This window comes from Streptomyces sp. NRRL S-37 (assembly GCF_000721605.1).
GTDB lineage: Bacteria > Actinomycetota > Actinomycetes > Streptomycetales > Streptomycetaceae > Streptomyces.
Map to the genome: position 1 here is coordinate 248,221 of NZ_JOIZ01000015.1, position 19,408 is coordinate 267,628.

General features: G+C 74.9%; 9 protein-coding genes. 7 read left to right on the top strand and 2 right to left on the bottom strand.

Going from position 1 to position 19,408, the window contains the following annotated elements; genetic code table 11:
- Entirely contained in the window at nt 1-2,895 is a 2,895-nt protein-coding gene (locus IH50_RS0122425) for a helix-turn-helix transcriptional regulator (protein WP_078914069.1), read from the bottom strand.
- Nucleotides 2,882-5,791 carry an ATP-binding protein gene (locus IH50_RS0122430; RefSeq protein WP_051767411.1) on the bottom strand — a complete coding sequence of 970 codons (2,910 nt, stop codon included), beginning with the start codon at nt 5,789-5,791 and terminating at the stop codon, nt 2,882-2,884. The genes IH50_RS0122425 and IH50_RS0122430 overlap by 14 nt, the downstream gene beginning before the upstream one ends.
- 343 nt (nt 5,792-6,134) lie before the next feature.
- On the opposite strand from IH50_RS0122430, the gene IH50_RS0122435 reads away from it, so the two are divergent.
- The 7 genes from IH50_RS0122435 (at nt 6,135) to IH50_RS0122465 (ending at nt 19,358) form a co-directional block, all read left to right on the top strand.
- Nucleotides 6,135-7,511 (top strand): glycosyltransferase, encoded by a 1,377-nt coding sequence (locus IH50_RS0122435; RefSeq protein WP_030865119.1) that lies wholly within the window; start codon nt 6,135-6,137, stop codon nt 7,509-7,511.
- An 80-nt stretch (nt 7,512-7,591) separates the two neighbouring features.
- Complete coding sequence (locus IH50_RS0122440) at nt 7,592-8,650, top strand: DegT/DnrJ/EryC1/StrS family aminotransferase (RefSeq protein WP_030865122.1); 1,059 nt, start codon at nt 7,592-7,594, stop codon at nt 8,648-8,650.
- 103 nt (nt 8,651-8,753) lie between these two features.
- Nucleotides 8,754-9,935, top strand: coding sequence for a cytochrome P450 (locus IH50_RS0122445; RefSeq protein ID WP_030865125.1), 1,182 nt, complete (start codon nt 8,754-8,756; stop codon nt 9,933-9,935).
- A gap of 89 nt (nt 9,936-10,024) precedes the next feature.
- Complete coding sequence (locus tag IH50_RS0122450; protein ID WP_030865127.1) at nt 10,025-10,219, top strand: ferredoxin; 195 nt, start codon at nt 10,025-10,027, stop codon at nt 10,217-10,219.
- 407 nt (nt 10,220-10,626) lie between these two features.
- Complete coding sequence (locus tag IH50_RS0122455) at nt 10,627-11,397, top strand: thioesterase II family protein (RefSeq protein WP_030865130.1); 771 nt, start codon at nt 10,627-10,629, stop codon at nt 11,395-11,397.
- 157 nt (nt 11,398-11,554) lie between these two features.
- Nucleotides 11,555-13,879, top strand: a complete 2,325-nt coding sequence (pabB, locus tag IH50_RS0122460; RefSeq protein WP_078914065.1) for an aminodeoxychorismate synthase component I — start codon at nt 11,555-11,557, stop codon at nt 13,877-13,879.
- A gap of 208 nt (nt 13,880-14,087) precedes the next feature.
- Nucleotides 14,088-19,358 (top strand): type I polyketide synthase, encoded by a 5,271-nt coding sequence (locus IH50_RS0122465; RefSeq protein WP_030865138.1) that lies wholly within the window; start codon nt 14,088-14,090, stop codon nt 19,356-19,358.
- The last annotated feature ends 50 nt before the right edge of the window (nt 19,359-19,408 follow it).

Here is a 19,408-nt window from a genome sequence, read left to right on the forward strand (position 1 = left end):
TCAGTCCTCCTGCGTGCCTTGGACCAGGGCGCGCAGTTCGTCGCGCCCCCGGATGCGAAGCTTGCGGTAGACACCGCTGAGGCGCAGCTCCACGGTGCGGGTGGTCACCGACAGCGCGGCGGCTATCTCCCGGTTGACGAGCCCCTGGGCGGCGAGCGCGGCGGCGGCCCGCTCCCCCGGCGAGAGGCTCCGCCACGCGGACGGCGGTGCGTCGGCGAGGGCCCCCGTGGGCGGGGGCGCGGAGACACCGGGACGCCGTGCCACGACGCCGTACGGTCCGGCGCCTCCGTTACCGGCCCCGTCGGCCGCCGGTGCGGCGACGGCCGTCGCGCGGTCGGGCTCGCCGCTCTCGGCGGAGGCCAGGGCCACGACCGCGCGGGTGTAGGCGGTCCGGGAGGGGGCCCGGCCGAGACTGTCGACGGCCCACCGGAGCCGCTGGACGCGGTCCTCACCGCTCATCGTGGCGAGGCAGAGCTGGGCCGCGCCGATGGAGCCGGGCGTGCCCCAGCGTTCGGCGAGTTCGAGTTCCTCCCGCGCGAGCCTCAGGGCCTGTGCGGTGTCGCCGAGGGCGTGGGCCGCCTCGGCGGCCCCGGAACGCCAGGGAAGGAGCGCCGGGTTGGTCCAGCCGTACTGCAGGAGCCAGCGCCCGCAGGTCCGGAAGAGCGACCGGGCCTGGTGGGGGTCGTCGTCGGCCTGGGCCAGCAGGCCGCGGGCGAACAGCAGTCGGGCACCGCTCACGGACTCCTCGGCGGGGGGCGGCACGGGGCGCCCGGCGGCGGCCCGCGCCCGGTCCGGCCGGCCGTCGGCGAGGTCGGTGAGGATGCCGAGCGCCGTCCAGTAGGGGTAGGACAGCGGGTGCCTGCTGTCCGGGGGCAGTTCGCGGTCGGCGGCGGCCAGGTCGCGGGCAGCGAGGTCGGGACGGCCGTGCCTCAGGTGGAGTTCGGCGCGGAGGGCGAGCACCCGGGCGACGGACACGGAGCAGTGTGCTCGGTGGGCCTCGGCCAGCAGGGCGCACAGGTGCGTCTCGGCCTCCTCCCCGTCCTCGGTGAGCAGGAGCGTACGGCAGGCCAGCAGCCTGGGCACGGTGAGCGGGAGCCGGCCTGAGGGATCGGGGGCCAGGGCCGTGCGGGCCTGCCGTCGGGCCTCCTCGCAGTCAACACCCCGTACGGCGGTCTCCCACGCCCGCACGCCGTTCACGGCCGGGTTCCGCGAGGTACGGGGCAGCTCCGGTGCGGGCGGGAAGGCGACCTCGCCGGGCGTCCGGCGCAACGGCTGCGTCACCCGGAACAGGGCGGTGAGTTCCTCGTGCCGGGCGGTGGCCTCTTCCGCCGCCTCCGGGCCGGGCGGTGTCCCCCGCGCCTCGTCCGGCCGGCGGCCGGCGAGGAACTCGGCGAGGGCGCGCCGGGCGGTGTCCGTGTCTCCGCCGAGGAGACACAGGTCGCCGGCCCGCGCCCGGAAGTCCGCGGCCGCCTCTCCCGGTTCGCGGATGATGCCGCCCATGCGGCGCCCGGCGGCGACGGGCGCGATCACCAGTTCCACGCGGGCCAGTCGGAGCAGGACACGGATGCGGGTCTCCTCGGACAGTGGTTCGGCCAGGGCGCGGGAGAGGTAGGCGGCGGCACGGTCGCGGCGGCCACCGCGGAGCGCCGCGGCCGCCGCCCGGCACAGCGTGTCCACCACCCACGGGGCGCCGACCGGGCGGGCCGGCAGCAGCAGGTCGCCGATGCCCTGGTCGTCCGCGGCCGCCCGGTGGGCCAGTTCGGCGGCGCGTGCGTGCAGGTCGGCGCGCTCGGCGATGGACATCCCCTCGATGACGCGGGCGCGCACGACCGGACCGCGCACCCGGAACCGGCCGTCGCGCACGGTGACCAGGCCGCTGTCCAGCAGGGCGGCGCGGAGCCGGGTCTCGGACAGGGCACCCCGCTCGCCCAGGGTCAGGACCAGTGGGAAGTCGAGGAGGTCGTCACAGACCGCGAGGGCGCGCAGGACGTCGAGGGCGACGGGGTCCCGCACCCCGTCGAGCGCCGCGGCGGCGTGCTCGCCGGTCACCTCGGCCGCGAGGGCACGGACGTGCCCCACGTGGCCGGCGTCCGGCGGGTGCCCCGCTCGGGAGAAGCGGCGCAGGGTGTCCCGTACGACGGCGGGGTTGCCCCCGGTCGCGTCGGCGACGGCGGCGACGAAGGAACGGTCGCCGAGGGCGCCGCAGAAGGCCCGTACGGCGTCGGCCGTCCCGGTGCGGGTGAGGCCGGGCAGCGCCAGTTCGACGGTGGTGGCCGAGCCGGTGAGCGGGTTGCCCGCGCACCAGTCGAGACCGATGTCCGCCGTGCGGATGCTGCCGGTGAGCACGGCCAGCGGCGCGCGGGGCAGCCGGCGTATCAGGGCCTCCAGCCAGCGCAGCGAATCGGGGTCGAGCTGGTGGATGTCCTCCACCACCAGGAGGGTGGGCCGCTCACGGGCCACGGTGAGCAGACGGGTGAGCCCGGGGAACCGGCCGGGTCCCCCCTGGTCGAGGAGGAGATGCGGCAGTTGGTCGGCGAACCTCTGGTGCCCCGACAGCAGTTGGCCGACCACGCCGTAGCGCAGGTCCCGTTCCGCGGGTGTCGCGCGCGCCGTGAGGACGCACAGTCCCCGCTCGGCGGCGTGCCGGGCCGCCCAGCGCAGCAACTCGCCTTGTCCCGCCCCGGGTTCGCCCGTCACCGTGACCAGGGCCGGGCGGCCCGACCGCAGCTCCCCGATCACGGCGGACAGCACGGCCTGTTCACGGTCGCGTTCCAGGAGGAGGAGATCGGCGAGTGCCGGCTGGTCGCCGTGGGGACGCCCGTGTCCTTCCTCGTCCGCCCGGCCCGGGACGTTCGTCGGATCGCCTTGTGCCGGCGTGGCCTCACCGGGTCGCATCGGGTCCGGTGTGCCCCTCGCGGAGGCCGGGAGGGAGCGGGGTGTCCTCGTGCAGGGCGCCCGCGAGTTCGGCACGGCGGGTGATCCCGAGTTTGCGGTAGACGCTCGTGAGGTGGAGCTCCACCGTGCGCACCGTCACGAACAAGGACTCCGCGGCCTCCCGGTTGGTCACTCCCGAGGCGACCAGCGCGGCCACCGTGCGTTCCGTGCCGGTCAGCATGTCCAGCGGTGACACCGTGACCTCCCGCATCCTGCCGCCGGCCCCGACCAGTTCCTCGCGGGCCCGCCGGGCGAGCGCCACGCAGCCGCAGCGGCGGGCGAGCGCGACCGCGTCCCGCAGGTGTTCGCGTGCCTCACCCGGTGCGCCGTCCGCCAGCAGGGCCCGCCCCAGCAGCAGCAGCGCGCGGGCGTGGTCGGCGCGGGCCGGCGAGTCCGCCAGCCGGCGTACCGCCTCCCGGAGCCCGACGATTCCTTCCGGGCCGGGTGTGGCGACACCGCGGGCCAGGGCGGCGTAGCCCAGGGCACGCGGGGTTCCCCAGCGTTCGGCGGGTCCGGCACCGTGGTCGGCCGCCGCCCTGGCCTCCTCGAAGCGGCCCGACTCGGCCAGCAGACAGGCGGCGTCCAACCACCAGGGGGCCAGGACCGGATTGGCGAGTCCCGTCCGGGCCAGGGAGTCCCCGCAGGCACGCAGCAGTTCGAGAGCGCTCTCCGAGTCACCGTGCGCGTACCGTGCGCGCGCCCGCGCCATGAGGTACCAGTGGTACTCCCACGCGAAGTCCTCGATCCGCGGGCGTTTGATGGTGCCGAGCATCTCCTCGGCCCAGCCGGGCTCACCGCGTTCGACGAGGGCGAGCGCGCAGGCGATCTGCGGCTGGACGGCGCCCTCGCCCCAGTTCCTCTCCTCCTCCAGCAGGTCGAGGGCGGTCTGGGCGTCCGCCAGGGCCTGGAGGACGCCGCCCCGGTCCAGGTGGACGAAGGCGCGGGTGGAGAGCGCGAGGACGTACGTCCACACCGCCGCGGTCCGCCGGCTGTCGCGCAGCACCGTCTCCAGCGCGTCGAGTGCCTCGCCGGTCTCGTCGGCGAGGGAGAGCGCGAGGGAGGCGGGCAGCAGCGACCACGCGCCGGGGGCCGCGCCCGGGGAGCGCAGGGCACGCCGGGCCTGGCGGACCGACTCGGCGGCGGAACGGCCGTCCATCGCGGTGAGCACGGTGAGCATGGCGAGCTGCTGGCGCTGGGCGGGCGTGTCCCCCGGCGGCGGGGTCAGCAGGGCGGCCCGTTCGCGCACCGCGGGCAGGGTGCTCTTCTCGTCGGCACCGACGATCAGCAGGGTGGCTTCGGCCGTGGTGAGGAGTTCGCGGTCGGCGGGTTCGGGGTCGGTGCCGAGTGCGGTGTGGAGGGCGTCCAGGGCCTCGGTCAGTACGCGGGCGCCTTCGGGTGACCGCTGGACGCGCAGGCAGATCAGGGCGAGCCGGACCGCGACCGTCGCGCGGGTGCGGACGTCGCCGGCGAGGGCCAGTGCCTCGTGCAGCAGTGCCAGGGAGCGGGCCGGGTCCGTCTCGGAGAGGACTTCGGCGAGCCGCATCCGGATCTCCGGAGTGTCGGGCCCGGCCTCCAGGACGCGCTCCAGGTAGCGCGCGGCGGCCTCCGGGGCTCCCCGCTGCTCCGCCTGCGTGGCGGCGTCCAGGAAGACGGCGGTCATCCACGGCTGGTCGGCCCTCGGGAGGAGCAGCAGCTGGCCGGCGATCTGCTCGGGGGAGCGTCCGACGTCGCTGAGCAGTTGCGCGGCCCGGGTGCGCAGATCGGCCAGGGCCGTGGGACCGAGCGTGGAGAGGATCGCCGCACGCACCATGTCGTGCACCAGTTCGCTCCGGTCGGACTGGACGAGGGCGAAGCGGCGCAGGAGGTCCACGGCCTCCTCGGCCTGCACGGCGGACACCCCGGCGAGGGCGGCGAGGTGTTCGGTCCGTTCGGGACCGAGCACGGCCAGGGCCCGGGCCACCTCGCGCACTCCGGCCGGCTGACCGTGCAGTGCCTCGTGCACGGAGCCGGCGACGACCCGTCCGCCCAGCTCGGTGATCCGCCGGACGCCCGTGTCGTCGGGACTCACCCCGCCGGTGCGCAACTTGTGCAGGATCCGCTGGAGTTCCAGCGGGCTGCCGCCGGTCACGGCGGTGAGGGTGTCCACGAAGGACGGCCGCGGCGGGACCTCGGGGAAGGTCCGGCGGACGAGCGTCTCGACGTCGCGGGCCGACAGTGCCGGCACGTGCAGCGTCAGGGGCCGGTGGTGGGCCACCAGGTCGGTCAGGGCCGGGCCGGCCGTACGCTCGGACGCGGTGCGCTGGGCGAGCGCGACGAGCAGTGGCATTCCGTCGGCGCGGCGCAGGAGGAAGTCGAGCCAGCGCAGGGACCGTTCGTCGCACCAGTGGACGTCGTCGAGGGCCAGCACCAGGGGGCGGTCCGCCATGAGGTTGGCGGCGAGCCAGTACAGGCCGTTCAGCGCGGGATAGGTGGCGCCGGGTGCGGTGTCCCCGTCGACGCGGCCGGGGGTGAGGGCGGGCAGGGCGTGACGGGCGCTTCCTTCGAGCAGCGCCGTGGCACGGCCGCGGCGGGCGGTGAGGCCGAGCGGCCCGAACAGGGCGCGTACACCGCTGTATCCGTTGCCGGAGTCGATCGCCCTGCAGGACCCGTACAGCACGGTCATGCCGTCGCAGGCCCCGCCGGCGCCGAGGGCGGCCCTCAGCAGTGAGGTCTTGCCGACCCCCGCCGGCCCGTCGAGGACGATCAGCCGGGGCTGACCGGCACGGGCGGCGGCGGCTTCGGCGGCGAGCGTCCGCAGGAGGGCCTCACGGCCGACCAGGGGAAGGGACGGGCCGGTCCCCCGTTCCCGGTTCGTCACGTGGTCTCCCTTGCGTGGTGCTGAGGCCGGGGCAACGCTCCGCTGGACAGCCCCCCGTCGGCACATACGGAACGCTCGGTGCGCCCACCGTACAGGCAACTCCGGTCGCCCCGGCGCGGGTCGGCCCCGTGCCCCGCGCCCGGTGTTCCGTCCGGCTCGCGGGGCAAGTCTAAGGATTTCCTGGTTACGGCCGTGAGATCAAGATGGGGTGCGGTCGGCGCCGCCCGACTCGGGCCCCGGCCGACGGGCCGCACACGGACAACTCCGTCCTGCCTGTCCGCCTGCCGGCCGTGCCCGCGCGGCCGGCCGGCGACTTCGGCAGTCACCTCGTGAAAGGGCCCTCATGGACTCCGCCGCACGGCCGATCCTCTTCGTCGGTCTCCCCGAGAGCGGACTGCTCAACCCGTTGCTGGTGCTGGCCGGGGAACTGGCCCGGCGTGGTGTGCCCGACCTGTGGTTCGCCACCGACGAGCACCGCCGGGACGACGTGGCGGCACTGGCCGCCGAGTCCGCGGTGTCGTTCGCCTCGCTGGGCGAGGTGGTGTCCGAGCTGTCGGCGGTGACCTGGGACGACGCCGTGTACCGGGAGGTCACGCAGTCCTCGCGGTTCAAGGCGCACCGCGCCGTGGTCCGGCAGTCGTACCGGCCGGCGCTCCAGGCGCGCAAGTACCGCGCCCTGGAGAAGGTGGTCGAGGAGGTGCGGCCGGCGCTGATGGTGATCGACTGCGTGAGCGGCTTCGGTGTCGACCTGGCGCTCACCCACCGCATTCCGTACGTGCTGTCGGTGCCGTTCGTCCCGAGCAACGTGCTGACCTCGCACAACCCGTTCGGCGCGTCCTACACCCCGAAGAACTTCCCGGTCCCCAACTCCGGTCTGCCGCTGGAGATGACTCCCCGGCAGAAGCTGGCGAACACCCTGTTCAAGTGGCGGACGCTCCTCATGTTCCTGCACCCGTCGATGGGCAAGGTGCTCAAGGAGGACGCCGCGATCCGCAAGGAGCTCGGCATCGCCCCGCCCAACTCCATGACCCGGGTGGACGCGGCCGAGATGGTGCTGTGCTCCTCCATTCCGGAGCTGGACTACCCCTTCGACGTCCCGGAGAAGCTCCGTCTGGTGGGCGCCCTGCTGCCGCCGCTGCCGGAGTGCCCGGACGACGAGGACCTCGGCGGCTGGCTGGACCGGCAGTCGTCGGTGGTCTACATGGGCTTCGGCACCATCACCCGGCTGACCCGCGAGGAGGTCGCGGCGCTGGTGGAGGTGGCCCGCCGGATGTCGGACCGCCACCAGTTCCTGTGGAAGCTGCCGAAGGAGCAGCAGCACCTGCTGCCGCCGGCCGCCTCACTGCCCGGCAATCTGCGGGTGGAGAGCTGGGTGCCGTCCCAACTGGACGTGCTGGCCCACCCGAAGGTGTCGGTGTTCTTCTCGCACGGCGGCGGCAACGCCTACCACGAGGGCGTCTACTTCGGTAAGCCGCAGGTGGTGCGGCCGCTGTGGGTGGACTGCTTCGACCAGGCGGTGCGCGGCCGCGACTTCGGCATCAGCCTCACCCTGGACCGGCCGGGGACCGTCGACCCGGACGACGTCGTCGACAAGCTGACCCGGGTCGTCGAGGACCCGTCCTTCCGTGAGCGGGCGGAGCGGCTGGGCGCTCTCCAGCGGGCGGCCGGCGGGCGCAAGGCCGCGGCCGACCTGATCCTGGGCCTGCTGCCGACACCATGACGCCAGGCCGCCCGCCGGCCGGTGCCGGACCGTCCGCCCCCTTCTTCCAGCCATCGCACGCACCACCGCAGCGAGGACGCATGTCTTTCACCCATCCCGTCTCCCGGCCCACTCTGGGCGGGCGCGAACTGGAGTACGTCACCGACGCCGTCACCGGCGGCTGGATCTCCTCGCAGGGCCCCTACGTACGGCGCTTCGAGGAGGCGTTCGCCGAGTGGAACGGCGTGGCGCACGGCGTCGCCTGTTCCTCCGGCACGGCCGCGCTGACCCTGGCGCTGCGCGCGCTGGGCATCGGTCCCGGCGACGAGGTGATCGTGCCGGAGTTCACCATGGTGGCCTCCGCCTGGGCGGTGACGTACACCGGGGCGACGCCCGTCTTCGTGGACTGCGGCGACGACCTGAACATCGACGTCTCCCTGATCGAGGAGAAGATCACCCCGCGCACCAAGGCGCTGATGCCGGTGCACGTCTACGGGCGCCGCTGCGACATGGACGCGGTGATGGACATCGCGCACCAGTACAACCTGCGGGTGGTCGAGGACTCGGCGGAGGCACACGGGGTGCGGCCGGTCGGGGACATCGCGTGCTTCTCGCTCTTCGCCAACAAGATCATCACGGCGGGCGAAGGCGGGATCTGCCTCACCGACGACCCGCGGCTGGCCGGACAGCTCGCGCACCTGCGGGCCATGGCGTTCACCCGCGACCACAGCTTCCTGCACAAGAAGCTGGCCTACAACTTCCGCATGACGGCCATGCAGGCCGCCGTGGCGCTGGCCCAGGTGGAGCGGCTGGACGAGATCCTGGCCGCCCGCCGGGAGATCGAGGCCCGCTACGACGCGGGACTCAAGGACGTTCCGGGGATCACGTCGATGCCGCCGCGGGACGTGCTGTGGATGTACGACCTGCGTGCCGAGCGCCGCGAGGAGCTCCGGGCCCACCTGGCCGGACGGGGCATCGAGACCCGGCTGTTCTTCAAGCCCATGAGCAGGCAGCCCGGTTACCTCGACCCGGTGTGGCCGTCCCTGAACGCGCACCGCTTCAGCGAGGACGGCCTGTACCTGCCCACCCACACCGGACTGACCGCCGCCGACCAGGAGTACGTGATCGGTGCCGTCCGGGAGTTCTACTCCGCGGACTGACCGCCCGTACGCGTCCGCGGACCGGCCGCCCGTACGCGCCGCGGCACCGCGCGGCACCCCTGGACACACCTGGACACCTCAGGAAGAGGAAGAAGGAACGGACATGACGACCAGCACCGGCCCCACGGTGGTCGGCTTCCCCCGGCGCACACCGGAGGAACCGCTGCCCCTGTCCCAGTACGCGAGCCACCGCGAGCAGAACGGTCTGGTCCTGTCCCACCTGCCGAACGGGGTGCCGGTCTGGCTGGTGACGCGGCACGAGGACGTGCGCGCGGTGCTGACCCACCCGAAGATCAGCGCCAACCCGGAGAACGAGGGCTTCCCCAACGTCGGCGAGACGATGGGGGTGCCCAAGCAGGACCAGATCCCGGGCTGGTTCGTCGGGCTGGACTCCCCCGAGCACGACCGGTTCCGCAAGGTCCTCATCCCGGAGTTCACCGTGCGGCGCGTCCGCGAGCTGCGCCCGGCGATCGAGCGCACCGTGGACGAGCGCATCGACGCGATGCTCGCCGCGGGCGACCACGCCGACCTGATCGCCGACTTCGCGCTGCCGGTGCCGTCCCTGGTGATCTCCTCGCTGCTCGGGGTGCCGCCGGCGGACCGTGACTTCTTCGAGTCCCGCACCCGCACCCTGGTCGCCATCCGCACCTCCACCGACGAGGAGCGGGCCACCGCCACCCGGGAACTGCTGCGCTACATCAACCGGTTGATCGCCATCAAGGAGAAGTGGCCCGGCGACGACCTGATCAGCCGGCTGCTGGCCACCGGGCAGCTCACCAGCGTGGAGCTGTCGGGCGTGCTGCTGCTCCTGCTGATCGCGGGGCACGAGACCACCGCCAACAACATCGGCCTCGGTGTGGTCACCCTGCTCACGAACCCGCGGTGGATCGGCAACGAGCGGCTGGTGGAGGAGCTGCTGCGGCTGCACTCGGTGGCCGACATGGTGGCGCTGCGGGTCGCCGTCGACGACGTGGAGATCGCCGGGCAGCTCATCCGCAAGGGCGAGGGCATCGTCCCGCTGCTGGCGGCCGCCAACCACGACACCGAGGTGTTCGGCTGCCCGCACGCCTTCGACCCGGACCGCTCCGAGCGCCGGCACGTGGCGTTCGGCTACGGCGTCCACCAGTGCCTCGGCCAGAACCTGGTCCGGGTCGAGATGGAGATCGCCTACCGCAAGCTGTTCGAACGCATCCCGACGCTCGAGCTGGCCGTTCCGCAGGAGGAGCTGGCCTTCAAGTACGACGGGATCCTGTTCGGACTCCACGAGCTGCCGGTGCGCTGGTAAGGCCACCGGCTCCGGGTGCCGCCGGACGGTCCCGGCGGCACCCGGTCCCACCGTCGCCCGAGTACCCACCCCCACGAGGAGCAACGAGCATGCGCGTCACCGTCGACAGCGAGCGGTGCGTCGGAGCGGGCCAGTGCGCGCTGAACGCGCCGGAGGTCTTCGACCAGGACGAGGACGGGATCGTCACCCTGCTGGTGAAGGAGCCCGGGGAGGTGGACACGGACGGGGTCCGTGCCGCGGGCGACCTGTGTCCGTCCGGCTCGATCACCGTCCATGAGGACTGACCGCCCCCGGACGGGCACGCGCGGCCCGGCGGGACACGCGGTGTCCTCGGTCCGAGCCGTGCGGACGGCACGGCGTGCGTCCGCCGCACGTGTGTCTGTCGCACGTGTGACAGACACACATGTGGCAGGCACACATGTAGCAGGCACACATGTAGCAGGCACACATGTGGCAGACGCACGTGTGGTGGTGGAGGTCGGAAGGACTTCCGTGCCGGGACGGGCCCTTGGGGCCGGTCCCGGCACGGGGCTCCCGTGCGGGAGGTCCGGGGCCAGAGGCCCGGGCCTCCCGCCGGGGCGCAGCGGGCCGCGGCGGTCCGCGAACGGGAGGTGCGCCCGTGCGGACCGCCGCGGACCCGCCCGGCCGGCGGAACACCGCCGGCCACGGCATCACCGAAGGGACTCACACCGTGACCACCGCTGACGACACCGGGGCCCTGTGGCTGCGGCGCTACCACCCGGCCGACGCCGACGCGGTACGGCTGGTCTGCTTCCCGCACGCGGGCGGTTCGGCCAGCTTCTACCACCCGGTCTCGGCTCGGTTCGCCCCGGCCGCCGAGGTCCTGTCGCTGCAGTACCCCGGCCGTCAGGACCGGCGCAAGGAGCCCTGCGTGGAGGACCTCGGCCGGCTGGCCGACCTGATCGCCGAGCGGTTGCTGGCGCTGGACGACCGGCCGTGCGTGTTCTTCGGGCACAGCATGGGCGCGGCGCTGGCGTTCGAGACGGCGTGGCGGCTGGAGCAGAAGGACGCCGGGCCGCGCACCGTCATCGCCTCCGGCCGGCGCGGTCCGTCGACCACGCGCGCCGAGGAGGTGCACCTGCGGGACGACGACGGGATCGTCGCCGAGATGAAGCGGCTGAACGGCACCGCGGCGGGTGTCCTCGGCGACGAGGAGATCCTGCGCATGGCCCTGCCGGCGCTGCGCGGCGACTACCGCGCCATCGAGACGTACTCCTGCCCGCCGGAGCGCACGGTGCGCTGCGGGATCACCGTGCTCACCGGCGACGGCGACCCGCTCACCACGGTCGAGGAGGCCGAGCGGTGGCGGGACCACACCGAAGGTCCGTTCCGGCTGCGGGTGTTCACCGGCGGCCACTTCTTCCTCACCCAGCACCTGACCGCGGTCAACGGCGAGATCGCCGACGCCCTCGGCCTGGCGCGGTCCGCCCCGGCGTCCTGACGTCCGCCCGGGTGCCGCCGGACGGCGCCACCCGGGCCGGCGCAGGAGTCGTGGTCGACCCACCACCGGAGAGCCCGCACACGGCCGGACCGTCACCCGCGTCCGTCACGTTCCCCGTCACTTTCCGCTCACGCGCCTCCTGGACAAGGAAACGCTCATGCGCACACTGCTCGTCGACAACTACGACTCGTTCACCTACAACCTGTTCCACTACCTGTCCCGGGTCAACGGGCGGGAGCCCGAGGTGATCCGCAACGACGACCCGGCGTGGCGGCCAGGGCTCCTCGGCTCCTTCGACAACGTGGTGCTCTCCCCCGGCCCCGGCACACCGCACCGGCCGGCCGACTTCGGACTGTGCGCGGGCATCGCCGAGGAGGGCCGGCTGCCCGTGCTCGGGGTGTGCCTGGGCCACCAGGGCATGGCGCTGGCCCACGGCGCCTCGGTGGGGCGCGCGCCCGAGCCGCGTCACGGCAGGACCTGCGCCGTGCGGCACGACGGCACCGGGCTGTTCGAGGGGCTGCCGCAGCCGCTGGAGGTGGTCCGCTACCACTCCCTCGCGGTGACGGAGCTGCCGCCGGAGCTCGAGGCCACGGCGTGGTCGCCGGACGGGGTGCTGATGGCGTTGCGCCACCGGAGTCTGCCGCTGTGGGGCGTTCAGTTCCATCCTGAGTCCATCGGCACCCAGGAGGGCCACCGGCTGCTGGAGAACTTCCGACGGCTGACCGAGCGGCACGGCCGCTCTCGCCCCGGCGCGAGCGGGCCGGCCGGCCCGCGGAGCGTTCCGGAACAACGGCGCTCCCCCGACCCCACGGGCGCGGCCGGAGGCACGACGACGGGCGCGGGCGGCGGGCGGGCGGCGGTGACGGCCGGTACCGGGGCCGGTGACCGGGCCCCGGAGGGCGGTTCGGCCGGTGACCGGGCCGCGGAGGGCGGTTCGCCCCGGCGGCTGCGGGTCCTCGCCGAGCGGCTGCGCACCCGCTGGGACGCGGAGGTCGCCTTCGACTGGCTGTTCCGCACCGGCGACCATCCGTTCTGGCTGGACAGCAGCCGGCCGGGCGGACGCCTCGGACAGCTGTCCGTGATGGGGGACGCCTCCGGTCCGCTGGCCCGGGTCGCCACGGCGGACGTGGAGGCCGGCACCGTGACCGTCACCGGGGGCGGCACCACCCGCGTCGAACGGTCGGCCTTCCTGTCCTGGCTGGAGCGGGACCTCGCCGCGCTGAGCACCGACGTGCCCGAGCTGCCCTTCGACTTCGCCCTCGGCTGGGTCGGCTGCCTCGGCTACGAACTGAAGGCGGAGTGCGACGGGGAGGCGGCGCACCGTTCCCCCGACCCCGACGCCGTCCTCGTCTTCGCCGACCGCGCCCTGGTGCTCGACCACCGTACCGACACGACCTATCTGCTGGCCCTGGCCGAGGACGGCGACGAGGAGGCCGCGCGGTCCTGGCTCGCCTCGTCCGCCGCCGCCCTGGAGACGGTCGCGGGCTGGGAACCGGAGCCCTGCGAGCCCCCCGCGGCCGGCGGCACCGGGCCGGTGGTGCTGCGCCACGACCGTGACGCCTACCTCAAGCTGATCGACGCCTGCCAGCAGGAGATCGCGGCCGGTGAGACGTACGAGGTGTGCCTGACCAACATGGCCGAGGCGGACACCGACCTGGACCCGTGGCAGGCGTACCGCTGTCTGCGCCGGGTGAGCCGGGCGCCGTTCGCCGCGTTCCTGCACTTCGGGCCGATGGCGGTGCTCAGCACGTCGCCCGAGCGGTTCCTGCGCATCGACCGGCACGGCGTGATGGAGTCCAAACCCATCAAGGGCACCCGGCCGCGCGGCGCCACCCCGCGGGAGGACGCGTGGTTCGCGGAGGACCTGGCGGCCTGCGAGAAGGACCGCGCCGAGAACCTGATGATCGTCGACCTGGTCCGGCACGACCTCGGCCGGTGCGCGGAGGTCGGCTCGGTCGTCGCGGACCCGGTGTTCCAGGTGGAGACGTACGAGACGGTGCACCAGCTGGTGAGCACGGTACGGGCACAACTGCGCCCGCACCTGAGCCCGGTCGCCGCCGTGCGCGCCGCGTTCCCCGGCGGTTCGATGACGGGGGCGCCGAAGATCCGCACCATGCAGATCATCGACCGGCTGGAGGGCGGTCCGCGCGGCGTGTACTCGGGGGCCATCGGTTACTTCTCGCTCACCGGGGCGGTGGACCTGAGCATCGTCATCCGCACGGTGGTGCTCAGCGGGAACCGGCTGCGCTACGGCGTCGGCGGCGCCGTCATCGCGCTGTCGGACCCCGCGGCGGAGTTCGAGGAGACGGCGGTGAAGGCGGCGCCGCTGCTGCGGCTGCTCGGCACCGCGTTCCCCGGACGCGTGGACCTCGCGGACGACGACGCGGACGGCGCGGGCGGCGCGGCGGCCGGGGCCGGTACGGCGGCCCCCGCCGCCCCGGGGACGTCGCGGGACGGACGGATGGCCCCCCGGACCGGCTGACCCCTGACGGAGCGTCCCGGCGGAGCCCCGTGGCTCCGCCGGGACGTTGCTGTGCCCGCGGGTCGGCGGGTCGGCGGGCTGATGAGCTGTCCCCCTCTCCCGGCTCCCGTATGCGCGCGGCAGGCCATGTCTAGGGAAAATCCGGGGTGCCGGGCAGCAGCCTGGACGGGTTCCCCTTCGCCGGAAACGCTCGACACCCCCGGGAGTGATGGTGCCCGTCCACGCTGACGACTACGTGATCCAGCCGCCCGGTGCCGCCGACGGCGGGCTGGACGGCCTCACCCTGCCCGACGTGTTCGCCGCGGCCGTGCGCGACGGGGGTGACGCGGTGGCGCTGGTGGACGGCGAACGCACCCGGACCTGGCCGCAGTGGCGGGCCGAGGTGGACGCGCTGGCCCACGGCCTCCAGGAGGCCGGTGTCGGCCCCGGCGACGTGGTCGCCCTGCACCTGCCCAACTGCTGGGAGTACGTCACGCTGCACCTGGCGGCCGCGTCGGTGGGCGCCGTCACCCTGCCCGTCCACCGGGGCAACACCCCCGCCGACGTACGGGCCCTGCTGGAGCGGGTCGGCCCGACGGTGCTCGCGCTGCCGCCGGGCGTCCAGGACGCCGACGGCCCGCTCGGCACGGCGGTGCTGCGGGAGGCGTTGCCGTCGCTGCGCGCCGTCCTGGTCGCCGGCGACGACGCGGCGGACGGCGCGGAGACGGTCGGGGGCCTGCTGGCGCGCTGCGCGGGTGAGCGGCCCCGGCCGGTTCAGGTGCGGCCCGACGCGCCGTTCCTGCTGTTCCCCTCCTCCGGCACCACCTCCGCGCGGCCCAAAATCTGTCTGCACACCCACGACTCGCTGCTCACCAACTCCCGCGCGGCGACCGAGGACAGCGCCGGGCCGTTCGGCGGCACCCTGATCACGGCGTGCCCGCTGACCCACTGCTTCGGGCTGCAGTCGATGTACTCGGCGCTGTTCCGTTCCGGCCGTCAGGTGCTGCTGGGTTCGTGGGACGTGGACCGTTTCCTGGAGCTGGCGCGGTCGGAGCGGCCGAGCGTGGTGGTCGCCGTGCCGGCGCAGCTGCACGACGTGGTGGCGCGGGTCCGGGAGTCGGAGTCGGGGGCGGGGTTCCGCCCGGATCGGGTGCTGACCGCCGGCGCCGCCCTGCCCGCCGCCCTGGTGCGCGAGGTGCGGGAGACCCTGGACACCGCGCTGGTCGTGGTGTGGGGCATGTCGGAGGCCGGGAACGGCACCAGCAGTCTGGCCGGGGACCCGCCGGAGGTCGCCGCGCGCAGTGTGGGGCGGCCGGTGCGGGGCGCGCAGCTGCGCGTCCTCGGCGAGGACGGACGGCCGTGTGCCCCCGGTGAGGCCGGGGAGCTGTACTACCGCAGTCCCAGCATGTTCCGCGGTTACCACGGCGAGCCGGAGCTGACCCGGTCGGTGGTGTCCGAGGACGGCTGGCTGCGCACCGGTGACCTCGCCTCGATCGGCGCGGACGGTCTCGTGGTGTTCCACGGCCGCTCCGCCGAACTGATCAACGTGGGCGGGCGGAAGTTCAACGCCGTGGAGATCCAGGGCCTGCTGGCGGACCTGCCCGGCATCGGTCCGCTGGCGGTGGTCGCCAAGCCCGATCCGCGGCTCGGGGAGTACCCCTGCCTGGTGGTGACCGCGTCGCCGGACGCCTCGCCGGATGTCTCATCGGACGCGTCGCCGGACGCCGGGAGCGTCCCCGTGAGCCCGGTCGGCCTGCGTGAGGTGACGGCGTTCCTGAGGGAACGCGGCGTCGCCGAGTACAAGATCCCGCTCGAGCTCGTCGTCCTGCCGGCCCTGCCGCGCACCCCCGCCGGGAAGATCAACCGGCTGGCGCTGGAGCGGATCCTGGCCGACGACGCGGCGCACCCCGTGCCGGTTCCCGCCGACGCGCCCCGCCCGGACCTACGCACGGCCCTCGACCTGGTCGTCGCCGCGGTCGCCGAAGTGCTCGGCGCGGGGGGCGCGGACGGCACGGAACCCATCGGACCGGACGTCACGTTCCGCGCGCACGGCCTCGATTCGGTGGCCTCGGTGCGGCTGCGCAACGCGCTCGCCGAGACCACGGGGCTCCGGCTGCCCGCCGCGGTGGCCTTCGACTTCCCGACCCCGGCCGCCCTCGCCCGGGAACTGGCCGGGCTGAACGGCCGGGAGGAGGAACCGCCGCCCGGCCCGGTGCCCGGCGACGAGCCCGTGGCGATCGTGGGCATGGCCTGCCGGCTGCCCGGGGACATCGCCTCCCCCGAGGCGCTGTGGGAGCTGCTGGCCGACGGCGTGGACGCCGTGTCCGGGTTCCCCACCGACCGCGGGTGGCCTCTGGACACCCTCTTCGACGACGACCCGGAGCACCCGGGCACCTCCTACGCCCGCGAGGGCGGGTTCCTGCGCGACGCCGCCCACTTCGACGCCGGTTTCTTCGGCATGTCGGCACGGGAGGCGCTCGCCACCGACCCGCAGCAGCGGCTGCTGCTGGAGCTCGCCTGGGAGGCCGTGGAGCGGGCCCGGATCGATCCGCTGACGCTGCGCGGCAGCCGTACCGGTGTGTTCGCCGGTGCCATGTACCACGACTACGCGACGGGCGCGACCGACCCCTCCGGCGAACTGGAGGGGCTGCTCCCGGTGGGCACCTCCGCCGGTGCGCTGTCCGGGCGGATCTCGTACACCCTGGGCCTCGGCGGTCCCGCCCTGACGGTGGACACGGCCTGCTCCTCGTCGCTGGTCGCGCTGCACCTGGCGTGCCGGTCGCTGCGGTCCGGGGAGTCGGAGCTGGCGCTCGCCGGGGGCGTGGCGGTGATGGCGACACCGGCGCCGTTCGTGGGCTTCTCCCGGCTGCGGGGCCTGTCCCCGGACGGCCGCTGCAAGTCCTTCGGCGAGGGCGCCGACGGGGCCGCCTGGTCGGAGGGCGCCGGTCTGCTGCTCCTGGAGCGGCTGTCCGACGCCCGGCGCAACGGTCATCCCGTGCTCGCGGTGATCCGCGGCTCGGCGGTCAACCAGGACGGCGCCTCCAACGGCCTGACCGCGCCCAACGGTCCCGCCCAGCGCCGGGTCATCCGGAGGGCGCTGGCCGACGCGGGGCTGACCGCGGCGGACGTGGACGCGGTGGAGGCGCACGGCACCGGTACGCCGCTCGGCGACCCGATCGAGGCGCAGGCGCTGCTCGACACCTACGGGCGGGAGCGTCCCGAGGGGCGGCCGCTGTGGCTGGGCTCGGTCAAGTCGAACCTGGGCCACACCCAGGCGGCGGCCGGCGTGGCCGGGGTGATGAAGATGGTCCTCGCGCTGGAGCACGGAGTGCTGCCGCGCACCCTGCACGCGGACACCCCCAGCTCCCGGGTGGACTGGTCCTCCGGCGCCGTCCGGCTGCTGAACGAGGCACGGGAGTGGCCGGCCGGGGCGGGCAGGACCCGCCGGGCGGCCGTCTCGTCGTTCGGCATCAGCGGCACCAACGCCCACCTCGTCCTGGAGGAGGCCCCGGCCGAGGCCGGGCGGGACGGCGGGCCGGCGGACGCGGGCGAGGACGGGCGGGACGTCCCGGAGGCCGGCGGGGCCGTCGTGCCGTGGCTGGTGTCGGCGCGGGACACCGCGGCCCTGCGGGGCCAGGCCCGGCGGCTGGCCGGGTACGCCGAGGCGCATCCGGAGGTGCCGGCCCGCGACATCGCCTACTCCCTCCTCACCACCCGCTCCCTGCACGGCCGTACGGCGGTGCTCACCGGCGCCGACCGGGCCGCGCTCACGGCGGCCGCCGCCGGGTTCGCACGGGACGGGGCCGCCGGGGCGGCGGGCCGGGGCGCGGGCGGTTCCCCGGAGCCCGAGCCCGCGTTCGTGTTCACCGGGCAGGGCAGTCAGCGGCCCGGCATGGGCCGCGCGCTCGCCGCCGCGTTCCCGGTGTTCGACGCCGCGCTGCGGGAGGTGTGCGCGGAGCTCGATCCCCTGCTGGAGCGCCCCCTGACCTCGGTGATGTGGGCCGGGCCGGACAGCGAGGAGGCCGCGCTGCTGCACGGCACCGGTTGTGCGCAGCCCGCCCTGTTCGCCTTCCAGGTCGCCCTGTACCGGCTGCTTGTCTCCTGGGGGGTGACGCCCGCGCGGGTGGTGGGCCACTCGGTGGGCGAGATCGCCGCCGCGCACGTGGCGGGCGTGCTGGACCTGCCGGACGCCTGCGCCCTGGTCGCCGCGCGCGGCCGGCTGATGGGGTCGCTGCCGCCGGGCGGCGCGATGGTGGCCGTCCGCTGCTCCGAGGACGACGTGCTGCCGTGGCTGGAGGGCCGTTCCGAGGCCATCGCCGTCGCCGCGGTGAACGGCCCGCGGTCGGTGGTGCTGTCGGGCGCGGAGGATCCGCTGAACGAGCTGGCCGCCGAGCTGACCGCCGCCGGGCACAAGACGCGCCGGCTGATGGTCAGCCACGCCTTCCACTCGCCGCTGATGGACCCGGTGCTCGCCGAGTTCCGGGAGACCGTGGCGGGCCTGTCCTTCGCCGGCCCCCGCCTGCCGCTGGTCTCCGGCGTCACCGGCCGCCCGCTGACCGCCGAGGAGGCCCGCGACCCCGGCCACTGGGTGCGGCACGCCCGGGAGGCGGTCCGGTTCGCGGACGCGGTCGGGGTGCTCGCCGACGCGCGCACCGGCGTCTACGTGGAGCTGGGCCCGGAGGCCGCGCTCACCCCCATGGTCGACGAGTGCCTCGAGGCGCGGCCCGGACCGCGGGAGCCGGGCGTCCGGCCGGTGGTGGAGCCGCTGCTGCGGGGCGGGGAGGACGAGGAGGGGTCCCTGCTCGCCGCCGCCGTACGGCTGCACGCGCACGGGCTGCCGGTCGACTGGCGGGCGGTGCTGCCCGGCGCCCGGGCGGTGCCGCTGCCCACGTACGCCTTCCAGCACGAGTCGTACTGGCTGGCCCCGGTGCCCGCCGGGACGGTGACCGTGGCGAGCCCCGAGGCCGTGCCGGCGGCGGACGCGGCGCCGGCGCTGGCCGAACGGCTGGCGGGTCTGACCGAGGCGGAGGGCGAGGCCCTGGTGACGGACCTGGTGCGCGGCGAGCTGGCGGCCGTGATCGGCGGGGAGCTGCCGCCGGACGCCGGTCCCGGGCTGGCCTTCACCGAACTGGGCGTCACCTCCGTGACCGCCGTCGAACTGCGCAACCGGCTCACCGCCGTCACCGGGGTCCGGCTGCCGCCGACCCTGGTCTTCGACCATCCCTCCCCCGCCGCGGTGGCCCGGCTGGTGTGCGACACGCTCCGGCGCTCCGGGCCGTCCGGCGTCCGGGACGTGGGCGCCCTGGTCGACGCGCTGGAGGCGCTGCTCACGTCGGGTGCCGGCCTCGACTCCGGGACGGCGGCCCGGCTGAGGACGCTGGCCGCGCGCCGGCCCCAGACCCGCGCCGGTGTCACGGAACCGGCCGACGGGCCGCTGGACCTGGAGGACGCCTCGGACGAGGACCTGTTCCGCCTCATGGACGGGGGCGACGACCGGTAGGCGGGGTACGGCACGCGTCCGCGCCGCGCCGCCCGCACCGGCGGGCGGCG

What these genes read in the sequence shown, in the direction of transcription:
- IH50_RS0122425 (WP_078914069.1), bottom strand. Translation starts at nt 2,895, where the DNA reads ATGCGACCCGGTGAGGCCACGCCGGCACAAGGCGATCCGACGAACGTC.
- IH50_RS0122435 (WP_030865119.1), top strand. Translation starts at nt 6,135, where the DNA reads ATGGACTCCGCCGCACGGCCGATCCTCTTCGTCGGTCTCCCCGAGAGC.
- IH50_RS0122440 (WP_030865122.1), top strand. Translation starts at nt 7,592, where the DNA reads ATGTCTTTCACCCATCCCGTCTCCCGGCCCACTCTGGGCGGGCGCGAA.
- IH50_RS0122445 (WP_030865125.1), top strand. Translation starts at nt 8,754, where the DNA reads ATGACGACCAGCACCGGCCCCACGGTGGTCGGCTTCCCCCGGCGCACA.
- IH50_RS0122450 (WP_030865127.1), top strand. Translation starts at nt 10,025, where the DNA reads ATGCGCGTCACCGTCGACAGCGAGCGGTGCGTCGGAGCGGGCCAGTGC.
- pabB (WP_078914065.1), top strand. Translation starts at nt 11,555, where the DNA reads ATGCGCACACTGCTCGTCGACAACTACGACTCGTTCACCTACAACCTG.
- IH50_RS0122465 (WP_030865138.1), top strand. Translation starts at nt 14,088, where the DNA reads ATGGTGCCCGTCCACGCTGACGACTACGTGATCCAGCCGCCCGGTGCC.